21 protein-coding genes are annotated in these 23,612 nt (G+C 72.6%); 18 read left to right on the top strand and 3 right to left on the bottom strand.

From position 1 onward, the window contains the following. Positions 1-60 precede the first annotated feature (60 nt). Genes ABLE53_RS04970 through ABLE53_RS04955 form a run of 4 tightly spaced genes read left to right on the top strand, consistent with a single transcriptional unit; the run spans position 61 to position 6,564 of the window. On the top strand, positions 61-1,512 hold the full coding sequence (locus tag ABLE53_RS04970) for a cytochrome ubiquinol oxidase subunit I (protein ID WP_348857581.1): 1,452 nt from the start codon (positions 61-63) through the stop codon (positions 1,510-1,512). A 10-nt stretch (positions 1,513-1,522) separates the two neighbouring features. After that, entirely contained in the window at positions 1,523-2,587 is a 1,065-nt protein-coding gene (gene cydB / locus ABLE53_RS04965; RefSeq protein ID WP_348857579.1) for a cytochrome d ubiquinol oxidase subunit II, read from the top strand. A 9-nt stretch (positions 2,588-2,596) separates the two neighbouring features. After that, positions 2,597-5,911, top strand: a complete 3,315-nt coding sequence (gene cydD / locus ABLE53_RS04960) for a thiol reductant ABC exporter subunit CydD (protein WP_348857577.1) — start codon at positions 2,597-2,599, stop codon at positions 5,909-5,911. After that, on the top strand, positions 5,908-6,564 hold the full coding sequence (locus ABLE53_RS04955; RefSeq protein WP_348857575.1) for a response regulator: 657 nt from the start codon (positions 5,908-5,910) through the stop codon (positions 6,562-6,564). The genes cydD and ABLE53_RS04955 overlap by 4 nt, the downstream gene beginning before the upstream one ends. A 9-nt stretch (positions 6,565-6,573) precedes the next feature. On the opposite strand, the gene ABLE53_RS04950 is transcribed toward ABLE53_RS04955, so the two are convergent. Next, entirely contained in the window at positions 6,574-8,139 is a 1,566-nt protein-coding gene (locus ABLE53_RS04950; RefSeq protein ID WP_348857574.1) for a GAF domain-containing sensor histidine kinase, read from the bottom strand. A 103-nt stretch (positions 8,140-8,242) separates the two neighbouring features. On the opposite strand from ABLE53_RS04950, the gene ABLE53_RS04945 reads away from it, so the two are divergent. After that, on the top strand, positions 8,243-9,682 hold the full coding sequence (locus ABLE53_RS04945; RefSeq protein WP_425474838.1) for a magnesium chelatase ATPase subunit I: 1,440 nt from the start codon (positions 8,243-8,245) through the stop codon (positions 9,680-9,682). 10 nt (positions 9,683-9,692) lie between these two features. Next, positions 9,693-11,777 (top strand): VWA domain-containing protein, encoded by a 2,085-nt coding sequence (locus tag ABLE53_RS04940; RefSeq protein WP_348857573.1) that lies wholly within the window; start codon positions 9,693-9,695, stop codon positions 11,775-11,777. Positions 11,778-11,882: 105 nt separating this feature from the next. Here the strand turns inward: ABLE53_RS04940 and ABLE53_RS04935 are convergent, their stop codons facing one another. Beyond that, positions 11,883-12,308 carry a VOC family protein gene (locus tag ABLE53_RS04935; RefSeq protein ID WP_348857572.1) on the bottom strand — a complete coding sequence of 142 codons (426 nt, stop codon included), beginning with the start codon at positions 12,306-12,308 and terminating at the stop codon, positions 11,883-11,885. Further along, a complete protein-coding gene (locus tag ABLE53_RS04930) occupies positions 12,305-12,793 on the bottom strand; it encodes a helix-turn-helix domain-containing protein (protein ID WP_348857571.1) in 489 nt (162 codons plus the stop codon). Before ABLE53_RS04930 ends, ABLE53_RS04935 begins: the two co-directional genes overlap by 4 nt. 65 nt (positions 12,794-12,858) lie before the next feature. Between ABLE53_RS04930 and ABLE53_RS04925 the strand changes: the two genes are divergently transcribed. The 12 genes from ABLE53_RS04925 (at position 12,859) to ABLE53_RS04870 (ending at position 23,609) form a co-directional block, all read left to right on the top strand. Then, positions 12,859-13,638, top strand: a complete 780-nt coding sequence (locus ABLE53_RS04925; RefSeq protein ID WP_348857570.1) for a sulfite exporter TauE/SafE family protein — start codon at positions 12,859-12,861, stop codon at positions 13,636-13,638. Then, complete coding sequence (locus ABLE53_RS04920; RefSeq protein WP_348857569.1) at positions 13,632-14,288, top strand: IMPACT family protein; 657 nt, start codon at positions 13,632-13,634, stop codon at positions 14,286-14,288. The genes ABLE53_RS04925 and ABLE53_RS04920 overlap by 7 nt, the downstream gene beginning before the upstream one ends. Before the next feature lie 25 nt (positions 14,289-14,313). Next, positions 14,314-14,706 (top strand): pyridoxamine 5'-phosphate oxidase family protein, encoded by a 393-nt coding sequence (locus tag ABLE53_RS04915; RefSeq protein ID WP_348857568.1) that lies wholly within the window; start codon positions 14,314-14,316, stop codon positions 14,704-14,706. Between the two features lie 42 nt (positions 14,707-14,748). Then, entirely contained in the window at positions 14,749-16,005 is a 1,257-nt protein-coding gene (locus ABLE53_RS04910; protein ID WP_348857567.1) for an ABC transporter permease, read from the top strand. Between the two features lie 10 nt (positions 16,006-16,015). Further along, positions 16,016-16,552, top strand: coding sequence for a DinB family protein (locus tag ABLE53_RS04905; protein ID WP_348857566.1), 537 nt, complete (start codon positions 16,016-16,018; stop codon positions 16,550-16,552). 51 nt (positions 16,553-16,603) lie between these two features. Continuing rightward, entirely contained in the window at positions 16,604-17,641 is a 1,038-nt protein-coding gene (locus ABLE53_RS04900) for a GNAT family N-acetyltransferase (RefSeq protein ID WP_348857565.1), read from the top strand. Positions 17,642-17,653: 12 nt separating this feature from the next. Continuing rightward, a complete protein-coding gene (locus tag ABLE53_RS04895; protein WP_348857564.1) occupies positions 17,654-18,400 on the top strand; it encodes an SDR family NAD(P)-dependent oxidoreductase in 747 nt (248 codons plus the stop codon). A gap of 125 nt (positions 18,401-18,525) precedes the next feature. After that, positions 18,526-19,461 (top strand): FAD binding domain-containing protein, encoded by a 936-nt coding sequence (locus tag ABLE53_RS04890; protein WP_348857563.1) that lies wholly within the window; start codon positions 18,526-18,528, stop codon positions 19,459-19,461. After that, positions 19,458-19,949: a (2Fe-2S)-binding protein gene (locus ABLE53_RS04885; RefSeq protein ID WP_425474837.1), complete on the top strand. Its 492-nt coding sequence runs from the start codon at positions 19,458-19,460 to the stop codon at positions 19,947-19,949. Before ABLE53_RS04890 ends, ABLE53_RS04885 begins: the two co-directional genes overlap by 4 nt. Before the next feature lie 5 nt (positions 19,950-19,954). Further along, positions 19,955-22,324: an aerobic carbon-monoxide dehydrogenase large subunit gene (locus ABLE53_RS04880; protein ID WP_348857767.1), complete on the top strand. Its 2,370-nt coding sequence runs from the start codon at positions 19,955-19,957 to the stop codon at positions 22,322-22,324. Positions 22,325-22,352: 28 nt separating this feature from the next. Next, positions 22,353-23,309: a LysR family transcriptional regulator gene (locus tag ABLE53_RS04875; RefSeq protein WP_348857562.1), complete on the top strand. Its 957-nt coding sequence runs from the start codon at positions 22,353-22,355 to the stop codon at positions 23,307-23,309. Positions 23,310-23,399: 90 nt separating this feature from the next. Then, positions 23,400-23,609: a hypothetical protein gene (locus ABLE53_RS04870; protein ID WP_348857561.1), complete on the top strand. Its 210-nt coding sequence runs from the start codon at positions 23,400-23,402 to the stop codon at positions 23,607-23,609. Positions 23,610-23,612: the final 3 nt, after the last annotated feature.

Here is a 23,612-nt window from a genome sequence, read left to right as displayed (position 1 = left end):
GCCCCCTGCGAAGGCCCTCGGGCCTGGCACCCGGTTTTACATCACGAGATAGTGGCTGTCGTGGACAGCGTTCTGGACCTCGCACGGTGGCAGTTCGGGATCACCACCGTCTACCACTTCTTCTTCGTCCCGCTCACGATCGGGCTCAGCCTCCTAGTCGCCATCATGGAGACCATCTGGCTCCGCACCCGCAAGCAGGAGTGGCTGCGGCTGACGAAGTTCTTCGGGAAGCTCTTCCTGATCAACATCGCCATGGGCGTGGTCACCGGCATCGTGCAGGAGTTCCAGTTCGGGATGAACTGGTCGGACTACTCCCGCTTCGTCGGCGACATCTTCGGCGCCCCGCTCGCGGTGGAGGCGCTGCTCGCGTTCTTCCTCGAGTCGACCTTCCTCGGGCTGTGGATCTTCGGCTGGGACAAGCTGCCGAGGTCGCTGCACGCGGGCTGCATGTGGATCGTCCACATCGGGACGCTGGCGTCGTCGTGGTTCATCCTCGCGGCGAACTCCTGGATGCAGCACCCGGTCGGCTACCACTTCGACAAGGCCACCGGTCGCGCGGAGCTCGACGACTTCTGGGCCGTCATGTTCAACAAGGTCCAGCTCGGCACCTTCCCGCACGTCATCCTCGCGGCGTACATGACCGGGGCGGCGTTCATCCTCGGCATCTCCGCGGTCCTCTACGTGAAGAAGGCGGAGGCCGACCGGTCGATGTACCGCGGCGGCATGCGCTTCGCGGCCTGGGTGATGGTCGTCGCCGGGATCGGCGTCGGCATCTCCGGCGACGTGCAGGGCAAGATCATGACCGACGTACAGCCGATGAAGATGGCCGCGGCCGAGGCGCTCTGGGACACCTCCGACACCTGCGCGCCGTTCTCGATCCTGACCATCGGCACCCGCGACGGGAAGCACAAGAAGTGGGCCCTCGAGGTGCCCTGCGTCCTGTCCTTCCTCGCGACCGGCCACACCGACCAGCGGGTGCAGGGGATCTACAACCTGCAGAAGGAGTACCGCGAGAGGTACGGCGCCGACACCTCCTCCACGACGTTCTCCTCCGGCGACTACACGCCGATCATCCCGATCACCTACTGGAGCTTCCGCTGGATGATGGGCCTCGGCGTGGTCGGCGCCCTCGTCGGGCTGGGGCTGCTGTGGCTCACCCGCAAGAACAAGGCCCCGACCGCCCGCTGGTTCGCGGTGGTCGCGATCGCCTCGCCGGTGATGGTCCTGCTCGGAAACTCGGTGGGCTGGATCTTCACCGAGATGGGCCGGCAGCCGTGGGTGGTCTTCGGGCTGCTGACGACGAGCCAGGGCGTCTCGCCGGGAGTCAGCGCGGCCGAGGTCTGGATCTCGCTGGTCGGCTTCACACTCGTCTACCTCGTCCTCGCGGTCGTCGAGGTCGGCCTGCTCGTCCGCTTCGTCAAGAAGGGCGCCGACCCGTTCGTCGAGCCGCCCACCCCGAAGTGGCGCGAGTCCGACGAGGACCGCGACAAGCCGCTCACCTTCGCGTACTGAGGAGACCGCCATGGAGCTCACCACCGTCTGGTTCTGCCTCATCGCGATCCTCTGGATGGGCTACTTCGTCCTCGAGGGGTTCGACTTCGGCGTCGGCATGCTGCTGCCGATCCTGGCCCGCGACGAGCGCGAGCGGCGGGTCATGATCAACACCATCGGCCCGGTCTGGGACGGCAACGAGGTGTGGGTGCTGACCGCCGGCGGCGCGACGTTCGCCGCCTTCCCGGAGTGGTACGCCACCCTCTTCTCGGGCTTCTACCTGCCGCTGTTCCTGATCCTGATCGCCCTCATCGTGCGGGGCGTGTCGTTCGAGTACCGCCACCAGCGGCCGGGCGCCACCTGGGCCGGCTGGTGGGACCGCGCGGTCATCGTCGGGTCGTTCGTGCCGGCGCTGCTGTGGGGCGTGGCCTTCGCCAACATCGTGTACGGCGTGCCGATCGACGGTGACAAGGAGTTCACCGGCAACCTGCTGACCCTCCTGCACCCGTTCGGCCTGCTCGGCGGGCTCGTGACGCTCGGCCTCTTCCTCACCCACGGCGCGATGTTCGTGGCGCTCAAGACCGATGGCGACATCCGCCACCGGGCCCGGGCGCTCGCCGTGCGTGTCGGCGTCGTGGCCGCCGTACTCGCCGTGGTCTTCCTGGTCTGGACACAGGTGCACACCGGTGACCTGGCCACGGCGATCATCTTCGCCGTCGCGGCGGTCGCCCTCGTGGCCGGCCTGGGGGCGGCGCTCAAGGCGCGCGAGGGCTGGGCGTTCCTCGGGACCTTCTTCGCGATCGCGCTCGCCGTGGCGGGGCTTTTCGTGGCGCTCTTCCCCGACGTGATGCCCTCGACCACGTCACCCGACTTCTCGCTGACGACGGAGAGCGCCTCGGCCACCGGCTACACGCTGACGGTGATGACGATCATCGCGGCGATCTTCACCCCGTGCGTGCTGGCCTACCAGGCGTGGACGTACTGGGTCTTCCGCAAGCGGATCGCCGTCCACCACATCCCGACCGAGGAGCTCGAGGAGGAGGGCCACAAGGACCACACCGGGATCGACCCCGACCCCGGCGGCGTGGTGGCCTGAGGCCCGCGGATGAGACCGACCGACCCACGGCTGCGGCGTCAGCTGGCGCCGGCGCGGCGGCCGCTCGCCGTCACCGTGGCCGCCGGTCTGGCCGGCAGCCTGCTCCTCATCGCGCAGGCGTACGCCGTCACCGAGCTCCTGCTCGCCGCGCTCGGCGGCTCGGGGCGCGGGGCGGTGGGGGCCTGGGCGCTCGTCGTGGTCGCCGTGTTCGCGGGCCGCGGGATCGCCGGGTGGGTCGGCGACGTCGCCGCCGCGCGCGCCGCGGGGCTGGTGGGCGCGGACCTGCGGCGGCGGGTCGTGGGGGCGCTGCTGCGCGGACGGGGTGCGTCGGGCCCGTCGGGGTCTCTCTCGGTCCTCGCGACCCGCGGCGTCACGGCGGCCGAGCCGTACCTGACGCGCTACGTGCCGGCGCTGGTGCTCGCCGGCGTACTCCCGTTCCTGGTGCTCGTCGCCATCGCGGTCCTCGACCCGATGAGCGGGCTGATCGTGCTCGCCACGCTGCCGCTGATCCCCGTCTTCGGGATCCTCGTCGGCCTCGCGACGCGCGACCGGGCGGAGTCCCAGTGGCGGGCGATGTCGACGCTCTCCGGGCACTTCCTCGACGTCGTACGCGGCCTGCCGACCCTCGTCGCCTTCCGGCGTGCGGAGGCGCAGTCCGCGACGATCCGGGCGGTCACCGAGCGCTACCGCGTGCGCACGCTCCAGACCCTGCGGATCGCGTTCGCCTCCTCGGCGATCCTCGAGCTCGTCGCGACCATCTCCGTCGCCCTGGTCGCCGTCACCGTCGGCATCCGGCTCGCCGACGGCCATCTCTCGCTCGAGAAGGCGCTGATCGTCCTGCTGCTCGCCCCGGAGGCGTACTGGCCGCTGCGCCGTGTCGGTACCGAGTTCCACGCCGCCGCCGAGGGCGTCGCCACCTTCGAGGCCGCCGCCGACCTGGAGATCCCGTCGAGTCGGGAGTCGTGGCCCGTCGAGTCGGGGGTTGTGACCCCTCTCGTCGTCAGCGACCTCTCCGTGACGTACGCCGGCCGGACCTGGCCCGCGCTCGCGCCGGTGTCCGCGGAGATCCCGGCCCGCGGCGTCACCGCGATCACCGGCCCGAGCGGCTGCGGGAAGTCGACGCTGCTCGCCGCGGTCGCCGGGCTCGTCGAGCCGACCGAGGGCTCGGTGCGCATCGGCGCGCGGAAGGCCGCCGACGACGCCGCCTGGCAGTCGGCGTTCGCCTGGGTGCCGCAGCGGCCGGTGTTCGTCCGCGGCACCGTCGCGGACAACCTCCGCCTCGCCGCGCCCGACGCCACCGACGAGAGGCTCTGGGCGGCGCTCGGCGAGGTGGCGCTGGCGCGTCGCGTCTCCGAGCTGCCCGCAGGGCTGGACACCGACCTCGCCGAGGACGGCGCCTCGCTCTCGGCGGGCGAGCGGGCCCGGCTCGCGCTCGCCCGGGCCGTGCTCGCCGACCGTCCGTGGGTGCTTCTCGACGAGCCGACCGCCCACCTCGACGCGGTCACCGAACAGGTCATCGCGGACACGGTCGTCGCCCTGGGGCGGTCGCGTGGCGTCGTACTCGTCGCCCACAAGCAGGCCCTCGTCGCGCTCGCCGACCGGGTGCTCGGGCTGGAGCCGCCGGAGGTGGTCGACGAGCCACAACCCCCGACTCGACGAGCCACAACCCCCGACTCGACGAGCCACAAGCCCCGACTCGACGAGCCACAAGCCCCGACTCGACGGGGGCGGCTGTGGTGGGCGGCGGTGCTCGGCGGGCTCGCGACGGCGAGCGGGGTGGCGCTGACGGCGCTGGCCGGGTGGCTGATCGTGAAGGCGTCGTACCACCCGGTGATCCTCACGCTGCTCGTCGCGATGGTCGGGGTGCGGACGTTCGGGCTGGCGCGGCCGGGTCTGCGGTACGTCGAGCGGCTGCGGTCCCACGACGCGGCGCTACGGCTGCTGGCCGAGGCGCGGGTGAAGGTGTACGACGCGCTGGTGCCGCTCGTCCCCGGGGCGCTGCCGCGGCGGCGCGGGGACCTGCTGGCCAGCGTGGTGGACGACGTCGACTGCGTCCTCGACGAGGAGCTCCGGGTGCGGCTGCCGGTCCGCAGCTTCGCGATCGCGGCGGCGATGGCGACGGTGGTCGCGGCGCTGCTGGCACCGGTCGCCGGGGCCGTCGTGGGCGGCTGCTGCGTGGTCGGCGGCGCGGCCGCCTTCGTGCTCGCCCGGCGCGGTGCCACGCGCGCGGAGGGCACGCTCGTCGCGACCCGGGCCGAGATCTCCGACGCCGTCGTGGAGGCCGCGCAGGCCGCGACGGAGCTGCGGATGTGGCAGGCGGACACGGGGGTACTGGTGAGGATGGACCAGCTCAGCCTCCGCTCCGCCGCCGCGGCCACGACGGCCGCCCGCTGGCTCGGCGCGGCCCGCGCCGTCGTACTCCTGACTGCCGGGCTCGGCGTCGCCGCGGTCGTCTGGCTGCTCCGCGACGACGTCGCGGCGGGGACGCTCTCGGGGCCGCTGCTGGCGCTGCTCGCGCTCCTCCCGCTCGCGCTCGCCGAGGGGGCCGCCACCGTCGCCGACGCCGGCGGCACCCGAGCGCGCACCGTGGCCGCGGCCGGCCGGCTCGCCGATCTGACCGGGCGCGAGCCCGCCGTCAGGGAGCCGCACGCCGCGGGCCCGGCACCCGTCGACACGACCGTCGCCGCGACGGCCCTGAGCGCCGACCGGGGCGGCCGCGAGGTGCTCGACGGCCTCGACCTCACGCTCGTCCGCGGCGAGCGGGTCGCGGTGGTCGGCGCGTCGGGCTCGGGCAAGAGCACGCTCGCGGCGCTGCTGCTGCGCTTCCTCGACCCCGCCCGCGGTGCGGTGACGCTCGGCGGCCGGCCGCTGGACGAGCTCGCCCTCGCCGACGTACGCCGCCGGGTCGGCCTCGTCGACGACGACCCGCACGTCTTCGCCTCCACCCTGGTCGAGAACGTCCGCCTCGCCCGCCCGGAGGCCACCGACCCCGAGGTCGAGGCGGTCCTGCGCCGCGCCCACCTCGGCGACTGGCTCGACGCCCTGCCCGACGGTCTGCACACCCGTCTCGGTGACGGCGCTGCCGGCGTCTCCGGCGGCGAGCGGGCGCGGCTGGCCGTCGCGCGGTCGCTGCTCGCCGACCAGCCGGTGCTCGTACTCGACGAGCCGGTCGCGCATCTCGACACGAGTACCGCCGAACAGGTGGCGAGGGAGGTCCTGACCGGCGAGGATGGGCGCAGCATCGTCTGGATGTCCCATGCCGAGACCGGCCTGGAGCTAGCAGATCGGGTGGTGAGCCTCGACAGGAGGGGGGTCTCACAGTGAGTACCGCCGTCACTGTCTACCTGCTCGACGACCACGAGGTCGTGCGCGCGGGGCTCCGCACCCTGCTCGACACCCATGACGGCCTCCACGTCGTGGGTGAGGGCGGCACCGCCGCCGAGGCGCTCGTCGACCTGCCGAGGCTGCAGCCGGACGTCGCCGTACTCGACGCCCGTCTGCCCGACGGCTCGGGCATCGAGGTGTGCCGCGAGGTGCGGGCCAACCACCCGAAGATCGCCGCGCTCATCCTCACCTCGTACGACGACGACGAGGCGCTCTTCTCGGCGATCATGGCCGGCGCGGCGGGCTACGTGCTCAAGGACATCCGCGGCAACGACCTCGTCTCCGCGATCCGGGTGGTCGCCTCCGGCAGCTCGCTGATCGACCCCTCGCTCACGACGCGCGTCCTGGAGCGGGTCCGCAACCCGCAGTCGGTCGCGCCCGAGCTGGCCGCCCTGACGCCCCAGGAGCAGCGGCTGCTCGCGCTCATCGCCGAGGGCCTGACCAACCGCCAGATCGCCGACCGGATGTTCCTGGCGGAGAAGACGGTCAAGAACTACGTCTCCAGCATCCTGTCCAAGCTCGGGGTGGAGAGGCGGACGCAGGCGGCGCTGCTCGCCGACAAGCTCCTCCGCCGGCCGGACCGCCCCGACTAGTCGCCGCGGTCAGACGAGCGGCACCCGCCACACGAACGAGGTGCCGTGCGGCTCCCGCGCGGAGACGGTGAAGGACCCGGAGAGCTGCTGGGCGCGGCAGCGGACGTTGCGCAGCCCGCTCTCCGGCACCGTGCCGTCGATCCCGACGCCGTCGTCGCGCACCGTCAGCACCACCTCCCCCTCGTCGACGCACAGCTCGATCTCGGCCGCGCGCGCCATCGCGTGTCGGGCGAGGTTCGACACGCCCTCGCGCAGGACCGGCAGCAGGTGGGCGCGGACGTGCTCGGGCACGACCGTGTCGACCGGCCCGAGCATGCGTACGACGGGCGTGAAGCCCAGTCCGCCGACGTACTCCCGCACGACGCCGCGCACCTCCGCCCGCAGTGAGCCCTCGGCGTGGGTGTGGAGCTCGAAGATCGAGCTGCGGATGTCCTTGATGGTGAGGTCGAGGGCGTCGACCGCCTCCGTGAGCCGTTCCCCGACCTCGGGGTCGGTCGTGCGCTGCCCGAGGGCCTGGAGCTGCAGGCCGGTCGCGAAGAGTCGCTGGATGACCACGTCGTGCAGGTCGCGCGCGATCCGCTCGCGGTCCGTGAGCACCGCCAGGTCGGCGCGGTCCTCGACCGCATGGACGCGGTCGAGCACGAGCGCCGCCTGGTCGGCGAAGCGGATCCACAGCGCGCGCTCGTCCTCGCCGGAGAACACCATCGGCCGGTCGAGGAACACGCAGATGGCCGCCCGTCCGGCCAGTGCCGACCTGAGGGGTACGACGTCGGCGTACAGCCCCTCGACCTCGTGCTCGCACACGCCGTCGAGGACCAGCGGCAGCAGATCGTCGAGGGCGAGGGTGCCGGCCCGCACGCGCTCCTCGTCGACAGGCTCGGCCGCCATCGCGGCGACCGGGCCGTGCTCGTCCCGGCTGAGGACGGAGACGGCGCGGGCGCGGGTGACGTCGCGGACCGCGGTGCAGATCCGGGCCAGCGCGGTCCGGTGGTCGAGCGGCGGGCGTAGTGCCTCGTTGATCTCGGCGGTGGCCTCGAGCCACTGCCGGCGACGCTCGCTGAGGCCGTAGGCGCGGGCGCTCTCGATCATGTGGCCGGCCGCGGCGGCGAGCGCCGTCACCAGGGTCTCGTCGAGGTCGCCGAACTCCGCGCCGCCGGCCTTCTCGGTGAGGTAGAGGTTGCCGAAGACCGTGTCCCGCACCCGCACCGGGACCCCGAGGAACGAGCGCATCGGCGGGTGCCCCGCCGGGAAGCCGTGGACGGCGGGATGCTCACTCAGGTCGGCGAGCCGCAGCGGGCGCGGGTCGTCGATGACGAGGCGCAGGATCCCGCGGCCGAGCGCACGCTCCGCGATGCCGGCGTGCACGTCGGCGTCGATCCCGTGGGTGATCAGGTCGCCGAGACTGCCGTCCTTGCCGATCACCCCGAGCGCGCCGTACCTCGCCCCGGTGAGCTCGCACGCGGACCTGGTGATGCGGTGCAGCACGCTCCGCAGGTCGAGGTCGCCGGACATCGCGATCACGGCGTCCAAGAGCGCCTGCGAGTGCGGGTCGAGCGGCAGGTTCCGGGTGGTCACGATCCGAGTGTGGACCCAAACCAGTGAGATCGGGGAACGCGGACGCACGGAGGCGTAACGCGCCCGTCACCCACGGGTTGGGTCGCGGCGTAGCGTGAAGGACGTGACAGAAGCCTCCAACGCTCCCATCACCAGATCTGCCACCGGGGGCACTCCCGGATCCGCTCCCACCATCACCACCGTCGGAGAGCTGCGCGCCTCCGGCCACGTCCAGAAGCCGCTGCGCACCGAGCTGCGCGACAACCTCCTCGCGAGGCTCGCGGCCGGCGAGGATCCCTGGCCGGGGCTCCACGGATTCGAGAACACCGTCGTCCCGCAGCTCGAGCGCGCCCTGATCGCCGGCCACGACGTCGTACTCCTCGGCGAGCGCGGCCAGGGCAAGACCCGGCTCCTCCGCACGCTCGTCGGGCTGCTCGACGAGTGGACCCCGGTGATCGCCGGCTCCGAGCTCGGCGAGCACCCGTATGACCCGATCACCCACGAGTCCCGCCGCCGCGCCGTCGAGCTCGGCGACAACCTGCCGGTGGCGTGGAAGCACCGCTCGGAGAGGTACGCCGAGAAGCTCGCCACGCCTGACACCAGCGTTGCCGACCTCATCGGCGACGTCGACCCGATGAAGGTGGCGGAGGGCCGCTCGCTGGGCGACCCGGAGACGATCCACTTCGGCCTCATCCCGCGCTCGCACCGCGGGATCGTCGCGATCAACGAGCTGCCCGACCTGGCCGAGCGGATCCAGGTCGCGATGCTCAACGTGATGGAGGAGCGCGACATCCAGATCCGCGGCTACGTGCTGCGGCTGCCGCTCGACGTGCTCGTCGTCGCCTCCGCCAACCCGGAGGACTACACCAACCGCGGCCGGATCATCACCCCGCTCAAGGACCGGTTCGGCGCCGAGATCCGCACCCACTACCCGCTCGAGCTCGAGGCCGAGATGGCGGTCATCCGGCAGGAGGCGCACCTCGTCGCCGACGTACCCGACCACCTTCTCGAGGTCCTCGCCCGATTCACCCGCAACCTGCGCGACTCCTCCGCCGTCGACCAGCGCTCCGGGGTCTCCGCGCGCTTCTCGATCGCGGGCGCGGAGACGGTCGCCGCGGCTGCGCTGCACCGCGCCACGGTCCAGGGGGAGGACGCCGCGGTCGCCCGCGTCGTCGACCTCGAGACCGCCGTCGACGTGCTCGGCGGAAAGATCGAGTTCGAGTCCGGGGAGGAGGGCCGCGAGCAGGAGATCCTCACCCACCTGCTGCGGACCGCGCTCGCGGAGACGGTGCGGAGCCACTTCCGCGGCCTCGACTTCGCCCTCCTCGTCGACGCGATCGAGGACGGCCGGATGATCACGACCGGCTCGCAGATGGCCGCGCGCGACTTCCTCGCCGGCCTGCCGGTGCTCGGCGAGTCGGAGCTGTACGACGAGGTCTGTGACCGGCTGGGCGCGAGCAACGACGGCCAGCGGGCCGGTGCCATCGAGCTCGCGCTCGAGGGGCTCTACCTCGCGCGCAGGATCGGCAAGGACTCCGCCGGCGGCGAGACGGTCTACGGATGAGGTCGACACCATGAGCAGGTACAAGCGCTACGAGGGCGGCGACCCGCTCGCCCCGCCCGTGGACCTGGCCGAGGCGCTCGACGCCATCGGCGAGGACGTCATGGCCGGCTACAGCCCCGAGCGGGCGATGCGGGAGTTCCTGCGCCGCGGAGGGCGCGAACAGACGGGTCTCGACGACCTCGCCCGCCGGGTCGCCGAGCGTCGCCGCGACCTGCTCCAGCGGCACAACCTGGACGGCACGATGCAGCAGGTCCGCGAGCTGCTCGACAAGGCCGTCCTCGAGGAGCGCAAGCAGCTCGCCCGCGACGTCGAGATGGACGACTCCGACCGCGCCTTCCGGGAGATGCGGCTCGACGCCGCATGGCCTCTTGGGGGCGCGCCCAACACCGCCGCGGCGGTGACCGAGCTGTCGTCGTACGACTGGCAGAGCCGGGAGGCCCGCGAGGCCTACGAGGAGATCAAGGACCTGCTCGGTCGCGAGCTGCTCGACCAGCGCTTCGCCGGGATGAAGGACGCCCTCGAGAACGCCACCGACGAGGACCGCGCCCGCGTCCAGGACATGCTCTCCGACCTCAACCAGCTGCTCGAGAAGCACCGGCTGGGCGAAGACACCCCGGAGGACTTCCAGGAGTTCATGGACAAGCACGGGGACTTCTTCCCGGAGAACCCCCAGGACGTCGACGAGCTGCTCGACTCGCTCGCCCAGCGGTCCGCGGCGGCCCAGCGGATGCTCAACTCGATGTCACCGGAGCAGCGCGAGGAGCTCATGCAGCTCTCCGCGCAGGCGTTCGGGTCGCCGGAGCTCATGGACCAGCTCGCCCAGCTCGACTCCAACCTGCAGGCGCTGCGCCCCGGGGAGGACTGGGGCGGGTCCGAGCAGTTCGAGGGCCAGGAGGGGCTCGGCCTCGGTGACGGCACCGGCGTGCTCCAGGACCTCTCCGAGCTCGACCAGCTCTCCGAGCAGCTCCAGCAGTCGTACGCCGGCAGCCGGCTCGACGACGTCGACCTCGACGCCCTCGCCCGGCAGCTGGGCGAGCAGGCCGCGGTCGACGCCCGCACCCTCCAGCGGATCGAGCAGGCGCTGCGCGAGTCCGGCACGCTCAAGCGCGGCTCGGACGGCGACCTGCGGCTCACCCCGAAGGCGATGCGGCAGCTCGGCAGGTCGCTCCTGCGCGACGTCGCCGAGCGCCTCTCGGGGCGCCAGGGGCAGCGCGAGCTGCGCCGCGCCGGCGCCGCCGGCGACCTGTCCGGCGCGAGCCGGCCCTGGGCGTTCGGCGACACGGAGCCGTGGGACGTGCCGCGGACCATCACCAACGCGGTCGTCCGCGAGGTCGGCGAGGGCTCGGGGGTCGTACGCGGGGTCGGAGAGCGTTCGGTGGTTGAGGAGGGCGCCCCGCGCCCGTCTCGAAACCACGGCGTCCGCCTCACCGTCGACGACATCGAGGTCCAGGAGACCGAGGCGCGCACCCAGGCCGCCGTGGCGCTGCTCGTCGACACGTCGTTCTCGATGGCGATGGACGGCCGCTGGGTCCCGATGAAGCGGACGGCGCTGGCGCTCCACACGCTGATCAAGAGCCGGTTCCGCGGCGACCACCTGCAGCTCATCGGCTTCGGCCGGCACGCCGAGGTGATGGAGATCGAGCAGCTCACCGCGCTCGACGCGATGTGGGACAAGGGCACCAACCTCCACCACGCGCTGCTGCTCGCCAACCGGCACTTCCGCAAGCACCCCAACGCCCAGCCGGTGCTGCTCATCGTCACCGACGGCGAGCCGACCGCCCACCTCGAGCCGGACGGCGAGGTGTGGTTCTCCTATCCGCCGCACCCGCTCACCATCGCCAACGCCGTCCAGGAGCTCGACAACGCCCGTCGGATCGGCGCCCAGACCACGTTCTTCCGGCTCGGCGAGGACCCCGGGCTGGCCCGCTTCGTGGACTCGATGGCGCGCCGGGTCGAGGGTCGCGTCGTTGCGCCGGAGCTCGACGATCTCGGCGCCGCCGTCGTCGGGTCCTACCTCGGCGATCGCGCTCCCTGGGGCGGTGGCGGGTCGTCGTACGGCGACTTCTTCGGCACCCGTGGCTGGTGGGCGGGGTAGGTCGTCGCGTCGGGGTAGTCCGGGACGTTCCGGTCGGTTACTCGCGAGTAGACCGACCGTTTCGTCCCGGACTACCCCGCCGGGCGCGCGGCACACGGCGCGCCCTCAGAACTCGGCGGTGATCTGCGCCAGCCGGAACTGGTTGCCCGAGGGGTCGCGGAAGCCGCAGTCGATGCCGTACGGGCGCTGCTCGGGCTTCTCGACGAACTCGACGCCGCGGGCGGAAAGCTCCTCGTAGTCGCGCTGCACGTCGTCGGTCACGAAGAAGGCGGAGCCGGCGATGCCCTGCGCCATGACCTTCTCGATCAGGTCGTGCTGCTCCTGGCTGAAGACCGGGGCTCCCGGGATCTCCATGAGGACCATCTCGATGTCGGGCTGGTCCTTGGGGCCCACGGTCAGCCAGCGGAAGCCGGGCATCTCGGGGAAGGAGGCGTCCGAGCGGAGCTCGAAGCCGACCTTGTCGGTCCAGAAGGCCAGCGCCTCGGCCTGGTCGTGGACCCAGAGGTGGATGGTGGAGATGGTGATGCTCATGGTGATGCTCCTTCGGGTGGTCCGGTGTGTTCCGGTGTCGAAGGAGACGCTAGGGACGGCGCCGGGGCCGCGTCTTCTCGAAAAGTGCGGTGCTCCGGTCGCGCGTACTTCCGTACGACGCAGCTCGGCAGCGGGAAGCGGCCGGGCACCGGAGGGAAGGCGGCGCGGTAGTCGGCCGGCGTACGACCGAACATCCGCTTGAAGCTGGTCGTGAAGCTGCCGACGCTGGCGAGGCCGACCTCCATGCAGATGTCGGCGACGGAGTGGTCGGTGTTGCGCAGCAGCGCCGCCGCTCGCTCGAGCCGGCGGGTGAGCAGGTAGCCGTGCGGTGTCACCCCGAACGCGGCGCGGAAGGCGCGGGTGAAGTGTGCCTGGCTCAGCCCCGCCGCGGCGGCCAGGTCCGTGACGCCGATCTGCTCGGTGTAGCGAGCGTCGGCGAGGTCCCTGGCACGGAGGAGGTGGCGCTCGATCGGCAGGCTGGCCACGGGCCGAGTATCGCGCACCTCGAGCCCGTCAGGGCGTCTCGACCGGCCCGACGTACGGTTCTCCGGTGAGCGATCCGTCCCTGGGCATCTTCGCGTTGCTCGGGCTGGCGGGGCTGGCGGCCGGGTTCGTGGACGCGGTGGTCGGGGGCGGCGGGCTGGTCCAGCTGCCGGCGCTGCTGCTCGGACTGCCGGGCGCGACGCCGGTCAACGTGCTCGCGACCAACAAGCTGGCGGGCATCTGCGGGACCTCGACGAGCGCGGTGACCTACTACCGCCGGGTCGGCCCGGACCCGCGTACCTTCGTCCCGCTCACCGTGCTCGCGTTCGGCGGCAGCGCGCTGGGCGCGGTCGCGGCCTCCCACCTGCCGTCGTCGGCGTTCTCGCCGATCATCCTCGCCGCGCTCGTCCTGGTCGGCGGCTGGGTGCTCCTCCGGCCGACCCTCGGCGCGGCGACGGCGCTCCGCTTCTCCGGCCACCGGCACACGCTCGCCGCGATGGGGGTCGGCGTCGTGGTCGGCTTCTACGACGGCGCGCTCGGCCCGGGCACTGGGTCGTTCCTGGTCATCGGACTGGTCGGCCTGCTCGGCTACAGCTTCCTGGAGGCCTCCGCGAAGGCCCGGATCGCCAACGTCGCCACCAACCTCGCTGCGCTCGTCGTCTTCGTGCCGCAGGGCGCCGTCGTCTGGAAGGTCGGCGTGGTGATGGGCTTCTGCAACCTGGTCGGCGGCTACCTCGGTGCACGTACGGCGGTCGCCCGCGGCACTCGCTTCGTCAGGATCTTCTTCATCCTGGTCGTGTCCGGGTTCGTCGTCAGGATCGGCGGAGAGGTGGCCGGGCTGTGGTGACGGCGGCGGACGGGACGAGCTACCTCACGATCGCGCGCGACGGCGAGGTCGAGATCGAGGACCGGCGGTCCCGGTTCCGCTGCACCCTCGAGCGGGTCGAGGACGAGGACGCCGCCCGGGCGCTGGTCGAGCGGCTCCGCAAGCAGCACTGGGACGCCCGCCACCACTGCTCCGCGTTCGTCATCGGCCCGCCGCCACAGCCGGTCGAGCGCTCCAACGACGACGGCGAGCCGGCCGGCACCGCCGGCGCACCGATGCTCGAGGTGCTGCGAGGCTACGACGGCGCCGGCGTCTCCGACGTCGCGGCGGTCGTGACCCGCTGGTTCGGCGGCACGCTGCTCGGCGCCGGGGGCCTCGTGCGCGCCTACTCCGACGCCGTACGCACGGCGCTCGACGAGGTCGGCACCCTTCGCCGCGAACTGGTCCGCGAGCACACCCTCACCGTCGCCTACGACGTCGCCGGCCGCCTCGAGACCGACCTGCGGTCCGCCGGCGTCGCCGTCCTCCACCGGACGTACGCCGCCGGGGCGACCTTCCTCCTCGGGACGCCGCCCGCCGCCGAGCCACGGCTGCGCTCGCTCGTCGCGGAGCTCACGGCCGGCGCCGCGCAGCTCGTCCCGGTCGGGGAGCGCTGGGTCGACCGTCCGTGACCGGACTCCGGCGTACGCTCGCCCCATGAGCATCCCGGTGGACCTGAGCGGACTCGACGCGGCGGTGAAGGAGTACGCCGCCGGCTACCTCGTCACCGTCTCCGACGAGGGCACCGCCAAGATCGTGACCGTCGAGCCGAGCGTGACCGACGGCGTCGTCCGCGTCGCGGACCCCGGCAACGGGTCGCGCCGCAACGCCGCCGCCAACCCGAGGGTCACGCTGGTCTTCCCGCCGCGCGAGGAGAAGGGCTTCACCCTGCTCGTCGACGGCACCGCCGCGGTCGAGGGCGACGACGTCACCGTCGTGCCCACCTGGGCGGTCCTGCACCGGCCGGCGATGCACGCCGACGGCCCGCCCCCGCCGCTGCCGGTCTCCGGCGGCACCGCCTGCGGCAACGACTGCCGGCCGGTGGGGTGAGACGGCTCTTGCCCGCCCGTTGCGCTGGGTAGCGTGAGGTCCGTGGCGGAGACACGGACAGAGGAGACGAAGGAACAGACCGAGCGAGCCACGCTGACCCAGCGCTACCGGGCGGCGTACGCCAAGCTGCCGCCGGGGCTCCAGCTGACCGGGCTGATGCTGTGGATGCCGGTCTTCTTCATCTGTCTGTTCTGCTTCTGCTACATCAACGCCTTCCACGCGCCCACCATCAAGGACGCCCCGGTGGCGGTCGTCGGCGAGCCGAGCACGGTCACCCAGCTCGAGCGGACGACCGGGACGATGTTCGCCTACCACGAGGTCCCCGACCGCGCGGCCGCCGACGAGCTGGTCCGCGACGGCGACGACATCGGCGCGCTCGACCTCAGCGACCCCGCCAGGCCGGCCCTGGTCGTCGCCAGCGCGCACTCCTACCAGGCCGCCAACGTCGCCAAGCAGATCCTCACGCCGGTCTACGCCGCCCAGAAGCAGACCCTCACCGTCGAGGACCTCGCCCCGCTGCCGGCGCACGACTCCTACGGCATGACGACGATGTACATGACGCTGTCCTGGTGCATGGGCGGCTACATGCTCGCGATGTTCATCGGCCTGATGGGGGCGCCGCTGAGGCACCGCACCCGGGTCGCGGTCATCCTCATCGGCGCCGCCGGGCTCTCCTTCCTCGCCAACCTGCTGGCCGGACCGGTGATCGGCGCTGTCCACGGCCACTTCCTCCAGCTCTGGGGGATCGCCTACCTCTGGATGGTCGCGATCGGGCTCGCCGTCAACGGGCTGTCGTACTTCTTCGGCCGCTTCATCGCCGCCCCCGCGGTCCTGGTCTTCCTGTTCCTCTCCATCCCGTCCTCGGGGGCGGCGTACCCGGCGTTCATGCTGCCGACGTTCTTCGAGAGGCTGCAGCCGTACGTGGTCGGCTTCGGCATGACCGAGATGATCAAGCGCACGCTGTACGACGTCGGCGAGGGCTACGGGAAGGGCTTCCTGCTCCTCGGCTGCTACGCCGTCGCCGGCGTCGTGCTGATGCTCGTCGGCAAGCCGTGGCGCCAGCGCCGCGAGATCGGTCGCATCCTCGCCGGCCGTACGACGATGTTCATGGACGCCCAGGGCGCCGCCCGGGAGGCGGGCATCGAGGAGCGCGAGCGGGTGCTGGCGAAGTACGGCGAGCGGGCCCACGAGCTGGCCGTCGCCGCGGAGGACGAGGACCGGCTCGCCACCGACGTGATGGTCACCGGAGGTCGGCCGATCGACGGAATCGAGCGCGACGAGAACGGCCCCCGGCATTAGGTTGACGGTCATGACGGAGGAGACCCGGACCGACCCGCCCCTGCGTGCCGACGAGGCCACGACGCTGCGGGCGTTCCTCGACTACCACCGCGACACGTTCCGGTGGAAGTGCGACGGCCTCACCCAGGAGCAGCTCAACACTCCGCTGCCGCCCTCCGACATGACCCTCGGCGGGATGATGAAGCACCTCGCCGTGGTCGAGTCCGACTGGCTCTCGGTGATGCTGCTCGGTGGCCACCTGATCGCCCCGTTCGACACCGTCGACTGGGAGGCCGACGACGACTGGGAGTGGCACTCCGCCGCGCACGACACCCCCGAGGAGCTGCGGGAGATCTTCGACCGGTCCGTCGCCGCCTCGGACCGGATCATCGAGGACGCGCTCGACTCGGCCCACGGCCTCGACCTGCTGTCGGTGAGGGAGTCGCGCCGGGGAGAGGGCAGGTTCGGCCTGCGCTGGATCCTGGTCCACCTGATCGAGGAGTACGCCCGCCACAACGGCCACGCCGACCTGATCCGGGAGTCGATCGACGGCCTCACCGGGGAGTGAGCCGGGGCCGGCGAAGGCCGGTTCCGTGGGCGGGTTTGGGAGACTGGGTGCGTGACCGACGTACGCCAGACGCCTGTGAACCTCCCCGACGGCTGGACCGCCCGGGGGCCCGAGCTCGAGGATCTGCCCCGGCTCGTCGCCCTGCGAGCAGCCGACAAGCAACCCTTCACCGGGTCGTCCTCGGTCGACGAGGAGGCGGTCGAGTCGGAGATCGCGGGGCTCAAGTCGTGGACCAGGCGGCAGCAGGTCGCGGTCGACCCCGACGGCGTCGTACGCGCCTGGGCGACGGTGCACGACCGCGCCGCCGGCCGGACGATGGTGCACCTGTACGTCGACCGCTCGGCCGACCGCGCCGGCCAGGTCGCAGCCGGGCTCTACGACTGGATGGAGGACCGTGCGAAGGCGATCGCCCGGATGCGCGGGCTGAAGGGCACCCAGCTCGACGCCAGCCCGTTCGCCGAGGACACCGTTCAGCGCGACTGGCTGACCGCCGCGGGCTACACGAAGGTGCGGACCTGGCTGCAGATGACCCGGCCGGTCTCCCCCGACGAGGGGACGCCGGGGGTGCTGCCCGAGCCGCGGGCCGGTGTCACCGTCCGCCAGGTCGGGACCCACGAGAACGGCCTGCCGGTCGCCGCCGACCTGCGGATGGTCCACCAGATGCTCGAGGAGTCGTTCGCCGACCACTTCAACTCCTACCGGGAGAGCTTCCCCGAGTTCGTGCAGCGGCTGCGTGAGGACCCCGGCCACCGCTGGGACCACTGGTGGCTCGCGTTCGTCGACGACCCCGAGACGGGCGCAGCGCTGCCCGCCGGTGCGCTGGTGGCCTCGATGCTGCAGCCCGGCGCGGCCGGCAAGGAGGGCAGCTACGTCGAGTACATCGGCGTCAACCGCCGTGCCCGTGGCCGCGGCGTCGCCAAGTCGCTCCTCTTCGCCGTCATCAAGGACGTCGCCGAGCGCGGCGGCGACCGGGTCGGCCTCGAGGTGGACGCCGACAGCCCCACCGGTGCCGACGGGCTCTACACCTCGCTCGGCTGGGCGACCGACTACGTGACCGAGTCCTGGCACAGGGACATCACCACCGGCTGACGGGCCGTCCGGATGGACCTGCGCTACCAGCTCGCGATCGTGACCGGCGCCGGCTCCGGTCTCGGCCGGGAGATCGCCGTCGCGCTGTCCCGCCTCGGCGTCGCTGTGCTCGCGGCGGACCGGGACGCCGACGCGGCCGACGACACCGCGCGGATGGCGCGCGAGGCCCGCGTCGCGGCATGGGCGATGCGCGTCGACCTCACCGACGACGTGGAGCTGCGGCTGCTCGCCGGGCGCGCCCGCGACCTCGGCGGCGCCGACCTGCTCGTCAACAACGCCGGCGGCTGGACGCCCGGCCCGGCCCAGTATCCCGACGCCCCGGCCGAGGCCTGGTCACGCACCCTCGACCTCAACCTGCGTACGCCGATGCTGCTCACCCAGCTCTTCCTGGAGGGGCTGGCCGAGCGTCGGGGACGGCGTACGACGGCGGCGGTGGTCAACATCGCCTCCGACGCCGCGCTGCGGGAGGGGGCCTACGGCTCGCCGGAGTACGCCGCGGCGAAGGCCGGGCTGATCAGGTTCACCACCGCGATGGCCGGTGAGCGAGCCGCCCGCGTCACCGCCGTCGTCCCGGGCTGGATCGGGCTGCCCCGCGCCCACGAGCAGTGGGCGGCGCTCGACGCGCAGGAGCGCGCCGGCCTGCCCCCGCTGATCCCGCCCGCCGAGGTGGTCCGGGCGGTCGTGGACCTGCTGGCCCACGGCCCCGGCGGCCGGGTCGTCGAGCTCGTCGGAGGCTGCCAGCCGCGGGTCCTGGCCTGAGGCCCGTGACCTCTTTAAGGGATTCCTTGATGAGGTCGGCCCGATCCGGGCTCGGGTCGCCGGAACGGGCGTATGGTGCAGTGACCGGCGCCACATGGGGGGTGCCGTGAGTCCCGGAGGCAGACGTGCAGGTGCCCGCGCCGATCGAGTATGCGCGTGCGACGAGCCTCGACCACGCGCTCGGTCTGCTGGAGCGCCTCGGCGGCGAGGCCCGCGTCATCGCCGGCGGCCACAGCCTGCTGCCGATGATGAAGCTGCGGCTCGCCAACCCGGAGTACCTCGTCGACCTCAACGACCTCCACGACGAGCTCGGCTACATCCGCGACGAACCGGGCAACGGCGGCGGCGTCGTCCGGATCGGCGCGCTGACCCGCCACCGCGAGCTGCTCGAGTCCGACCTGCTCGCCGCGCTCTTCCCGATCTTCCGCGACGCCGAGTCCGTCATCGCCGACCCGCCCGTCCGCAACCGCGGGACGCTCGGCGGCTCGCTGTGCCAGGCCGACCCGTCCGAGGACCTCTCCTCGGTGTGCACCGTGCTCGGCGCGAGCTGCGTCGTCCGCGGCCGCAGCGGGAGACGGGTGGTCACGATGGAGGAGTTCTACCGGGGCCCGTACGAGACGGCCGTCGGTCCGGCCGAGATCCTCACCGAGATCCGCATCCCCGTACGCCCCGGCGGTGGCAGCGCCTACGCCAAGGTCCACCGCCGGGCCGGCGACTGGGCGGTCGTCGCCGCCGGCGCCGCGGTCTGGCTGACCGGGCCGCCCGAGGAGCCGGTCATCGTCGACGCCCGCAGCGGCCTGGCCGCCGTCGGGCCGAACACCACCGGGATCGCCGAGATCTCCGCGACGCTCACCGGCCGGCCGCCCGACGAGGAGGCGTTCGCGCTCGCTGCCGAGATCGCCGCCCGGTCCTGCGCGCCGGTCACCGACGCACGCGGCAGCGCCGACTACAAGCGGCACCTCGCCGCGGAGCTCACCCGGCGTACGCTCCGGACCGCCACCGAACGGGCCCGCCTCGCCGCGGCGGCCGACCGCCCCGGCGCGAGCGGTGACCGGGGGTGAGCGGCGTGGAGGTGGCCCTGACCGTCAACGGCGAGTACGTCGTCCGCGACGTCGAGGCGCGGCTGCTGCTCGTCCACCTCCTGCGTGACGTGCTCGGGCTGACCGGCACCCACTGGGGCTGCGACACCTCCAACTGCGGGTCCTGCGTCGTGCTCATGGACGACGAGCCGGTGAAGTCCTGCACCGTCCTCGCCGCCATGGCCTCCGGCCACGACGTACGCACCGTCGAGAGCCTCGAGGTCGACGGCGTCCTCGACCCGGTGCAGCGCGGGTTCATCGAGTGCCACGGGCTGCAGTGCGGCTTCTGCACACCCGGGATGCTGATGTCCGCCCGCGCCCTCCTGGATCGCAACCCCGACCCCACCGACCACGAGATCCGCGAGGCGATCTCCGGCCAGATCTGCCGGTGCACCGGCTACGCCAGCATCGTCCGCGCGGTCCGGTGGGCCGCCGAGCACCGGTCCGCGGGTCAGGAGGCGCTGCGGTGACCGTCATGGAGACGCGCGGCCCGATGGGTCACGGCCGGATGCTGCGCAAGGAGGACCGCCGGTTCGTGCGCGGTCTGGGCCGCTACGTCGACGACCTGCAGCTGCCTGGGATGCTCCACTGCGCGGTGCTCCGCAGCCCGGTGGCACATGCCCGGATCGTCTCGATCGACACCACCGCCGCCGAGATGCACCCGAAGGTGAAGGCGGTCGTGACCGGGGCGGACCTCGAGGAGCGCGGGCTGGCGTGGATGCCGACGCTGTCCGGCGACTACCAGGCGGTGCTGGCCACCGACAAGGTGCGGTTCCAGGGCCAGGAGGTCGCGTTCGTCGTGGCCGAGGACCGCTACGCGGCCCGGGACGCGCTCGAGCTCATCGAGGTGGAGTACGACGTGCTCGAGCCGGTCGTCGACGTACGGCGTGCGCTCGATCCGGACGCGCCGCTCGTCCGCGACGACGTGCCCGGCAGGTCCGACAACCACTGCTTCGACTGGGAGACCGGCGACGCCGCCGCGACCGAGGCCGTCTTCGAGCGCGCCGAGGTCACCATCGAGCAGGAGATCGTCTTCCCGCGGGTCCATCCCGCGCCGCTGGAGACCTGCGGCGCGGTCGCGGACTACGACCGGGTCGAGGAGCGGCTCACGCTGTGGGCCACCACCCAGGCGCCGCACGCCCACCGCACCCTGTACGCGATGTCCACCGGGCTGCCCGAGCACAAGATCCGGGTGATCTCGCCCGACATCGGCGGCGGCTTCGGCAACAAGGTGCCGATCTACCCCGGCTACATCTGCGCCATCGTCGGCTCGATGGTCACCGGCCGGCCGGTGAAGTGGGTCGAGGACCGCACCGAGAACCTCACGGCGGGCTGCTTCGCCCGCGACTACGTCATGACCGGCGAGATCGCCGCCACCCGCGAGGGACGGATCCTCGCGATCCGCAGCCACGTGCTCGCCGACCACGGCGCGTTCAACGGTGCGGCTGCGCCGCGGAAGTTCCCCGGCGGCTTCTTCGGCGTCTTCACCGGCTCCTACGACCTCGAGGCGGCGTACTGCCGGATGACCGCCGTCCACACCACCAAGGCGCCCGGCGGCGTGGCGTACTCCTGCTCCTTCCGGATCGCTGAGGCGGTCTACCTCGTCGAGCGGATGGTCGACCTGCTCGCCGACGAGCTCGGCATCGACCCGGTCGAGCTGCGGCTGCGCAACTTCATCAGGCCCGACCAGTTCCCGTACCAGTCGAAGACCGGTTGGCTCTACGACTCCGGCGACTACGCCGCCGCCATGAACGAGGCCCTCCGGATCGCCGGGTACGACGACCTGCGACGCGAGCAGGCCGAGCGGCGCGCCCGCGCCGGGGAGATCGGGCAGAGCCTGATGGGGATCGGGGTGAGCTTCTTCACCGAGGCGGTCGGCGCCGGCCCGCGCAAGGACATGGACATGGCCGGGATCGGGATGGCCGACGGCTGCGAGCTCACCGTCCACCCGACCGGCAAGGCGGTCGTCCGGCTCGCCGTCCAGACCCAGGGACAGGGACACGAGACCACGTTCGCCCAGATGGTCGCCGAGGAGATCGGCATCCATCCCGACGACATCGAGGTCGTGCACGGTGACACCGAGCTGACGCCGTACGGCCTCGGGACCTACGGCTCCCGCTCGACGCCGGTCTCCGGCGCCGCCGCCGTGCTCGTCACCCGGAAGGTCCGCGAGAAGGCCAGGCTCATCGCCGCGCACCTGCTCGAGGTGGACCCCGACGAGCTGGAGTGGACCAAGGGCCGCTTCGACGTCCGCGGCATCCCCGGCGCCGGGCTGACGATCCAGGAGGTCGCGAAGGCGGCGTACGGCGCCGACGAGCTGCCGCAGGGCGTCGAGAGCGGCCTCGCGGCGCAGCTGACCTACAACCCGGAGAACCTGACCTACCCGTTCGGGGCCTACATCTGCGTCGTCGACGTGGACCCGGGCACCGCGCAGGTGAAGGTACGCCGCTTCGTCGCCGTCGACGACTGCGGCACCCGGATCAACGAGATGATCGTGGAGGGGCAGATCCACGGCGGACTGACCGACGGTGTCGGGATGGCGCTGATGGAGCACATCGGCTTCGACTCCGACGGGAACTGCCTCGGCGGCTCCCTGATGGACTACCTGATCCCCACGGCGCTGGAGGTGCCCGACTGGGAGACCGGCACGACGGTCACCCCGTCGCCCCACCACCCGATCGGCGCGAAGGGCGTGGGGGAGTCGGCGACCGTCGGGTCGCCGCCCGCGGTGGTCAACGCGGTCATCGACGCGCTCGAGCCCTTCGGGGTGAGGCACGCCGACATGCCGCTGACCCCGTCTCGGGTGTGGGAGGCGATGCAGGGGAGGGCGGTGCCGCCGTTCTGATGACCCCCAGCCCCGAGGAGCACCCTGCATGACACCCACCCAGCTGCGCGCCTTCGCGACCGTCGTACGCCTCGGCTCCGTGAAGGCCGCCGCGCGCAGCCTCGGCGTCTCCGAGGCGGCCGTCTCCCTTCACGTGGGCCAGCTGCGCAAGGAGCTCGGCGACCAGCTCTTCACGCGTACGTCGGCCGGGCTGGCCTTCACGCCCGGCGGGCTCCGCCTCGCCAGCCGGGCGGTCGAGCTCCTCGGCCTGCAGGACCGCACCGTCCTCGAGGTCCGCGAGGCCGGCATCGGCCGCCGTCTGCTGCGGCTCGGCGCCGGCAGCCTCTTCGCGGAGCATGCCGCCCCGGGCCTGATCGGCCTCTTCGCCGACCGGGCCGAGGATCTCGACGTGGAGCTCAGCATCCACCGCGCCGGCGACTTCGAGCAGCTGCTCCTCACCCGCACCCTCGACGCCACGATCGGCCCCCGGCCGCCGAGCAGCGACCCCGGCATCCGCACCGTCCACTTCCTCAACTACCAGGTCTGGGCGCTGGCGGCCCCCGGCCACCCGGTGCTCCGCGGCGTACCCGGTGTGGCCGCGCTCCGCGACCAGACCTGGCTGCTCGGCCCGTCCGCCGCCGAGGACTCCGGCGTCGTCCCCGCGATGCTGCACCGTCTCGGCGTACCCGAGGAGCGGCAGCAGATCTTCCAGTCCCACGCCGCCGCGCTCGAGGAGGCCAAGCGCGGCCGCGGCGTCACCCTCGCTCTCTCCTTCGCCGCCCAGCCCGACGTCGTCGCCGGCGCGCTCGTCCGGATCCCCGGCCGCCTCGGCGGCGCCCAGGGCGCCTGGAACCTCTCCCTCCTCGCCGGGCAGCAGGCCACCCCCGCCGCCGAGGAGATGGCCCGCTTCATCACCACCCCCCGCGCCACCCAGGCCATGCTCCGCGGCCGTGCCGTCATCCACGGCCGATTCAAGCCTGCCGTCCACGTGACGCTGTGGTCCTGACCGCCGACCCGGCGGTCGACGTCGGCGGTCGATAAGGGATCTATTGACCGGCCGTTGTCGACGCTTGTGATCGGGAGCACAGTCACGAGCATGGGCAACCCGCGCATGGCCGAGCTGTTCGCTCACGCACCCAAGGAGGGGAAGAGCCCGACGGTCTTCGCCTTCCCCCAGCTCGTGGAGTTCCTCGGAGTCGCCGGCCAGCCGGTGCGGGGCCCGTGGCCGCCGCACCAGCAGGCCCGGCCGGATCCCGACGAGATCGAGTCGCTGCCGGTCGCCGTACCGGATCCGGAAGGCAGGTGAGGG

The organism is Nocardioides asiaticus (assembly GCF_040049175.1).
GTDB classification, from domain to species: Bacteria; Actinomycetota; Actinomycetes; order Propionibacteriales; family Nocardioidaceae; genus Nocardioides; species Nocardioides cheoyonin.
This window is presented reverse-complemented; position numbering and strand designations above follow the sequence as displayed.

What these genes read in the sequence shown, in the direction of transcription:
- cydB (WP_348857579.1), top strand. Translation starts at nt 1,523, where the DNA reads ATGGAGCTCACCACCGTCTGGTTCTGCCTCATCGCGATCCTCTGGATG.
- cydD (WP_348857577.1), top strand. Translation starts at nt 2,597, where the DNA reads ATGAGACCGACCGACCCACGGCTGCGGCGTCAGCTGGCGCCGGCGCGG.
- ABLE53_RS04940 (WP_348857573.1), top strand. Translation starts at nt 9,693, where the DNA reads ATGAGCAGGTACAAGCGCTACGAGGGCGGCGACCCGCTCGCCCCGCCC.
- ABLE53_RS04935 (WP_348857572.1), bottom strand. Translation starts at nt 12,308, where the DNA reads ATGAGCATCACCATCTCCACCATCCACCTCTGGGTCCACGACCAGGCC.
- ABLE53_RS04915 (WP_348857568.1), top strand. Translation starts at nt 14,314, where the DNA reads ATGAGCATCCCGGTGGACCTGAGCGGACTCGACGCGGCGGTGAAGGAG.
- ABLE53_RS04905 (WP_348857566.1), top strand. Translation starts at nt 16,016, where the DNA reads ATGACGGAGGAGACCCGGACCGACCCGCCCCTGCGTGCCGACGAGGCC.
- ABLE53_RS04895 (WP_348857564.1), top strand. Translation starts at nt 17,654, where the DNA reads ATGGACCTGCGCTACCAGCTCGCGATCGTGACCGGCGCCGGCTCCGGT.
- ABLE53_RS04880 (WP_348857767.1), top strand. Translation starts at nt 19,955, where the DNA reads ATGGAGACGCGCGGCCCGATGGGTCACGGCCGGATGCTGCGCAAGGAG.
- ABLE53_RS04875 (WP_348857562.1), top strand. Translation starts at nt 22,353, where the DNA reads ATGACACCCACCCAGCTGCGCGCCTTCGCGACCGTCGTACGCCTCGGC.
- ABLE53_RS04870 (WP_348857561.1), top strand. Translation starts at nt 23,400, where the DNA reads ATGGGCAACCCGCGCATGGCCGAGCTGTTCGCTCACGCACCCAAGGAG.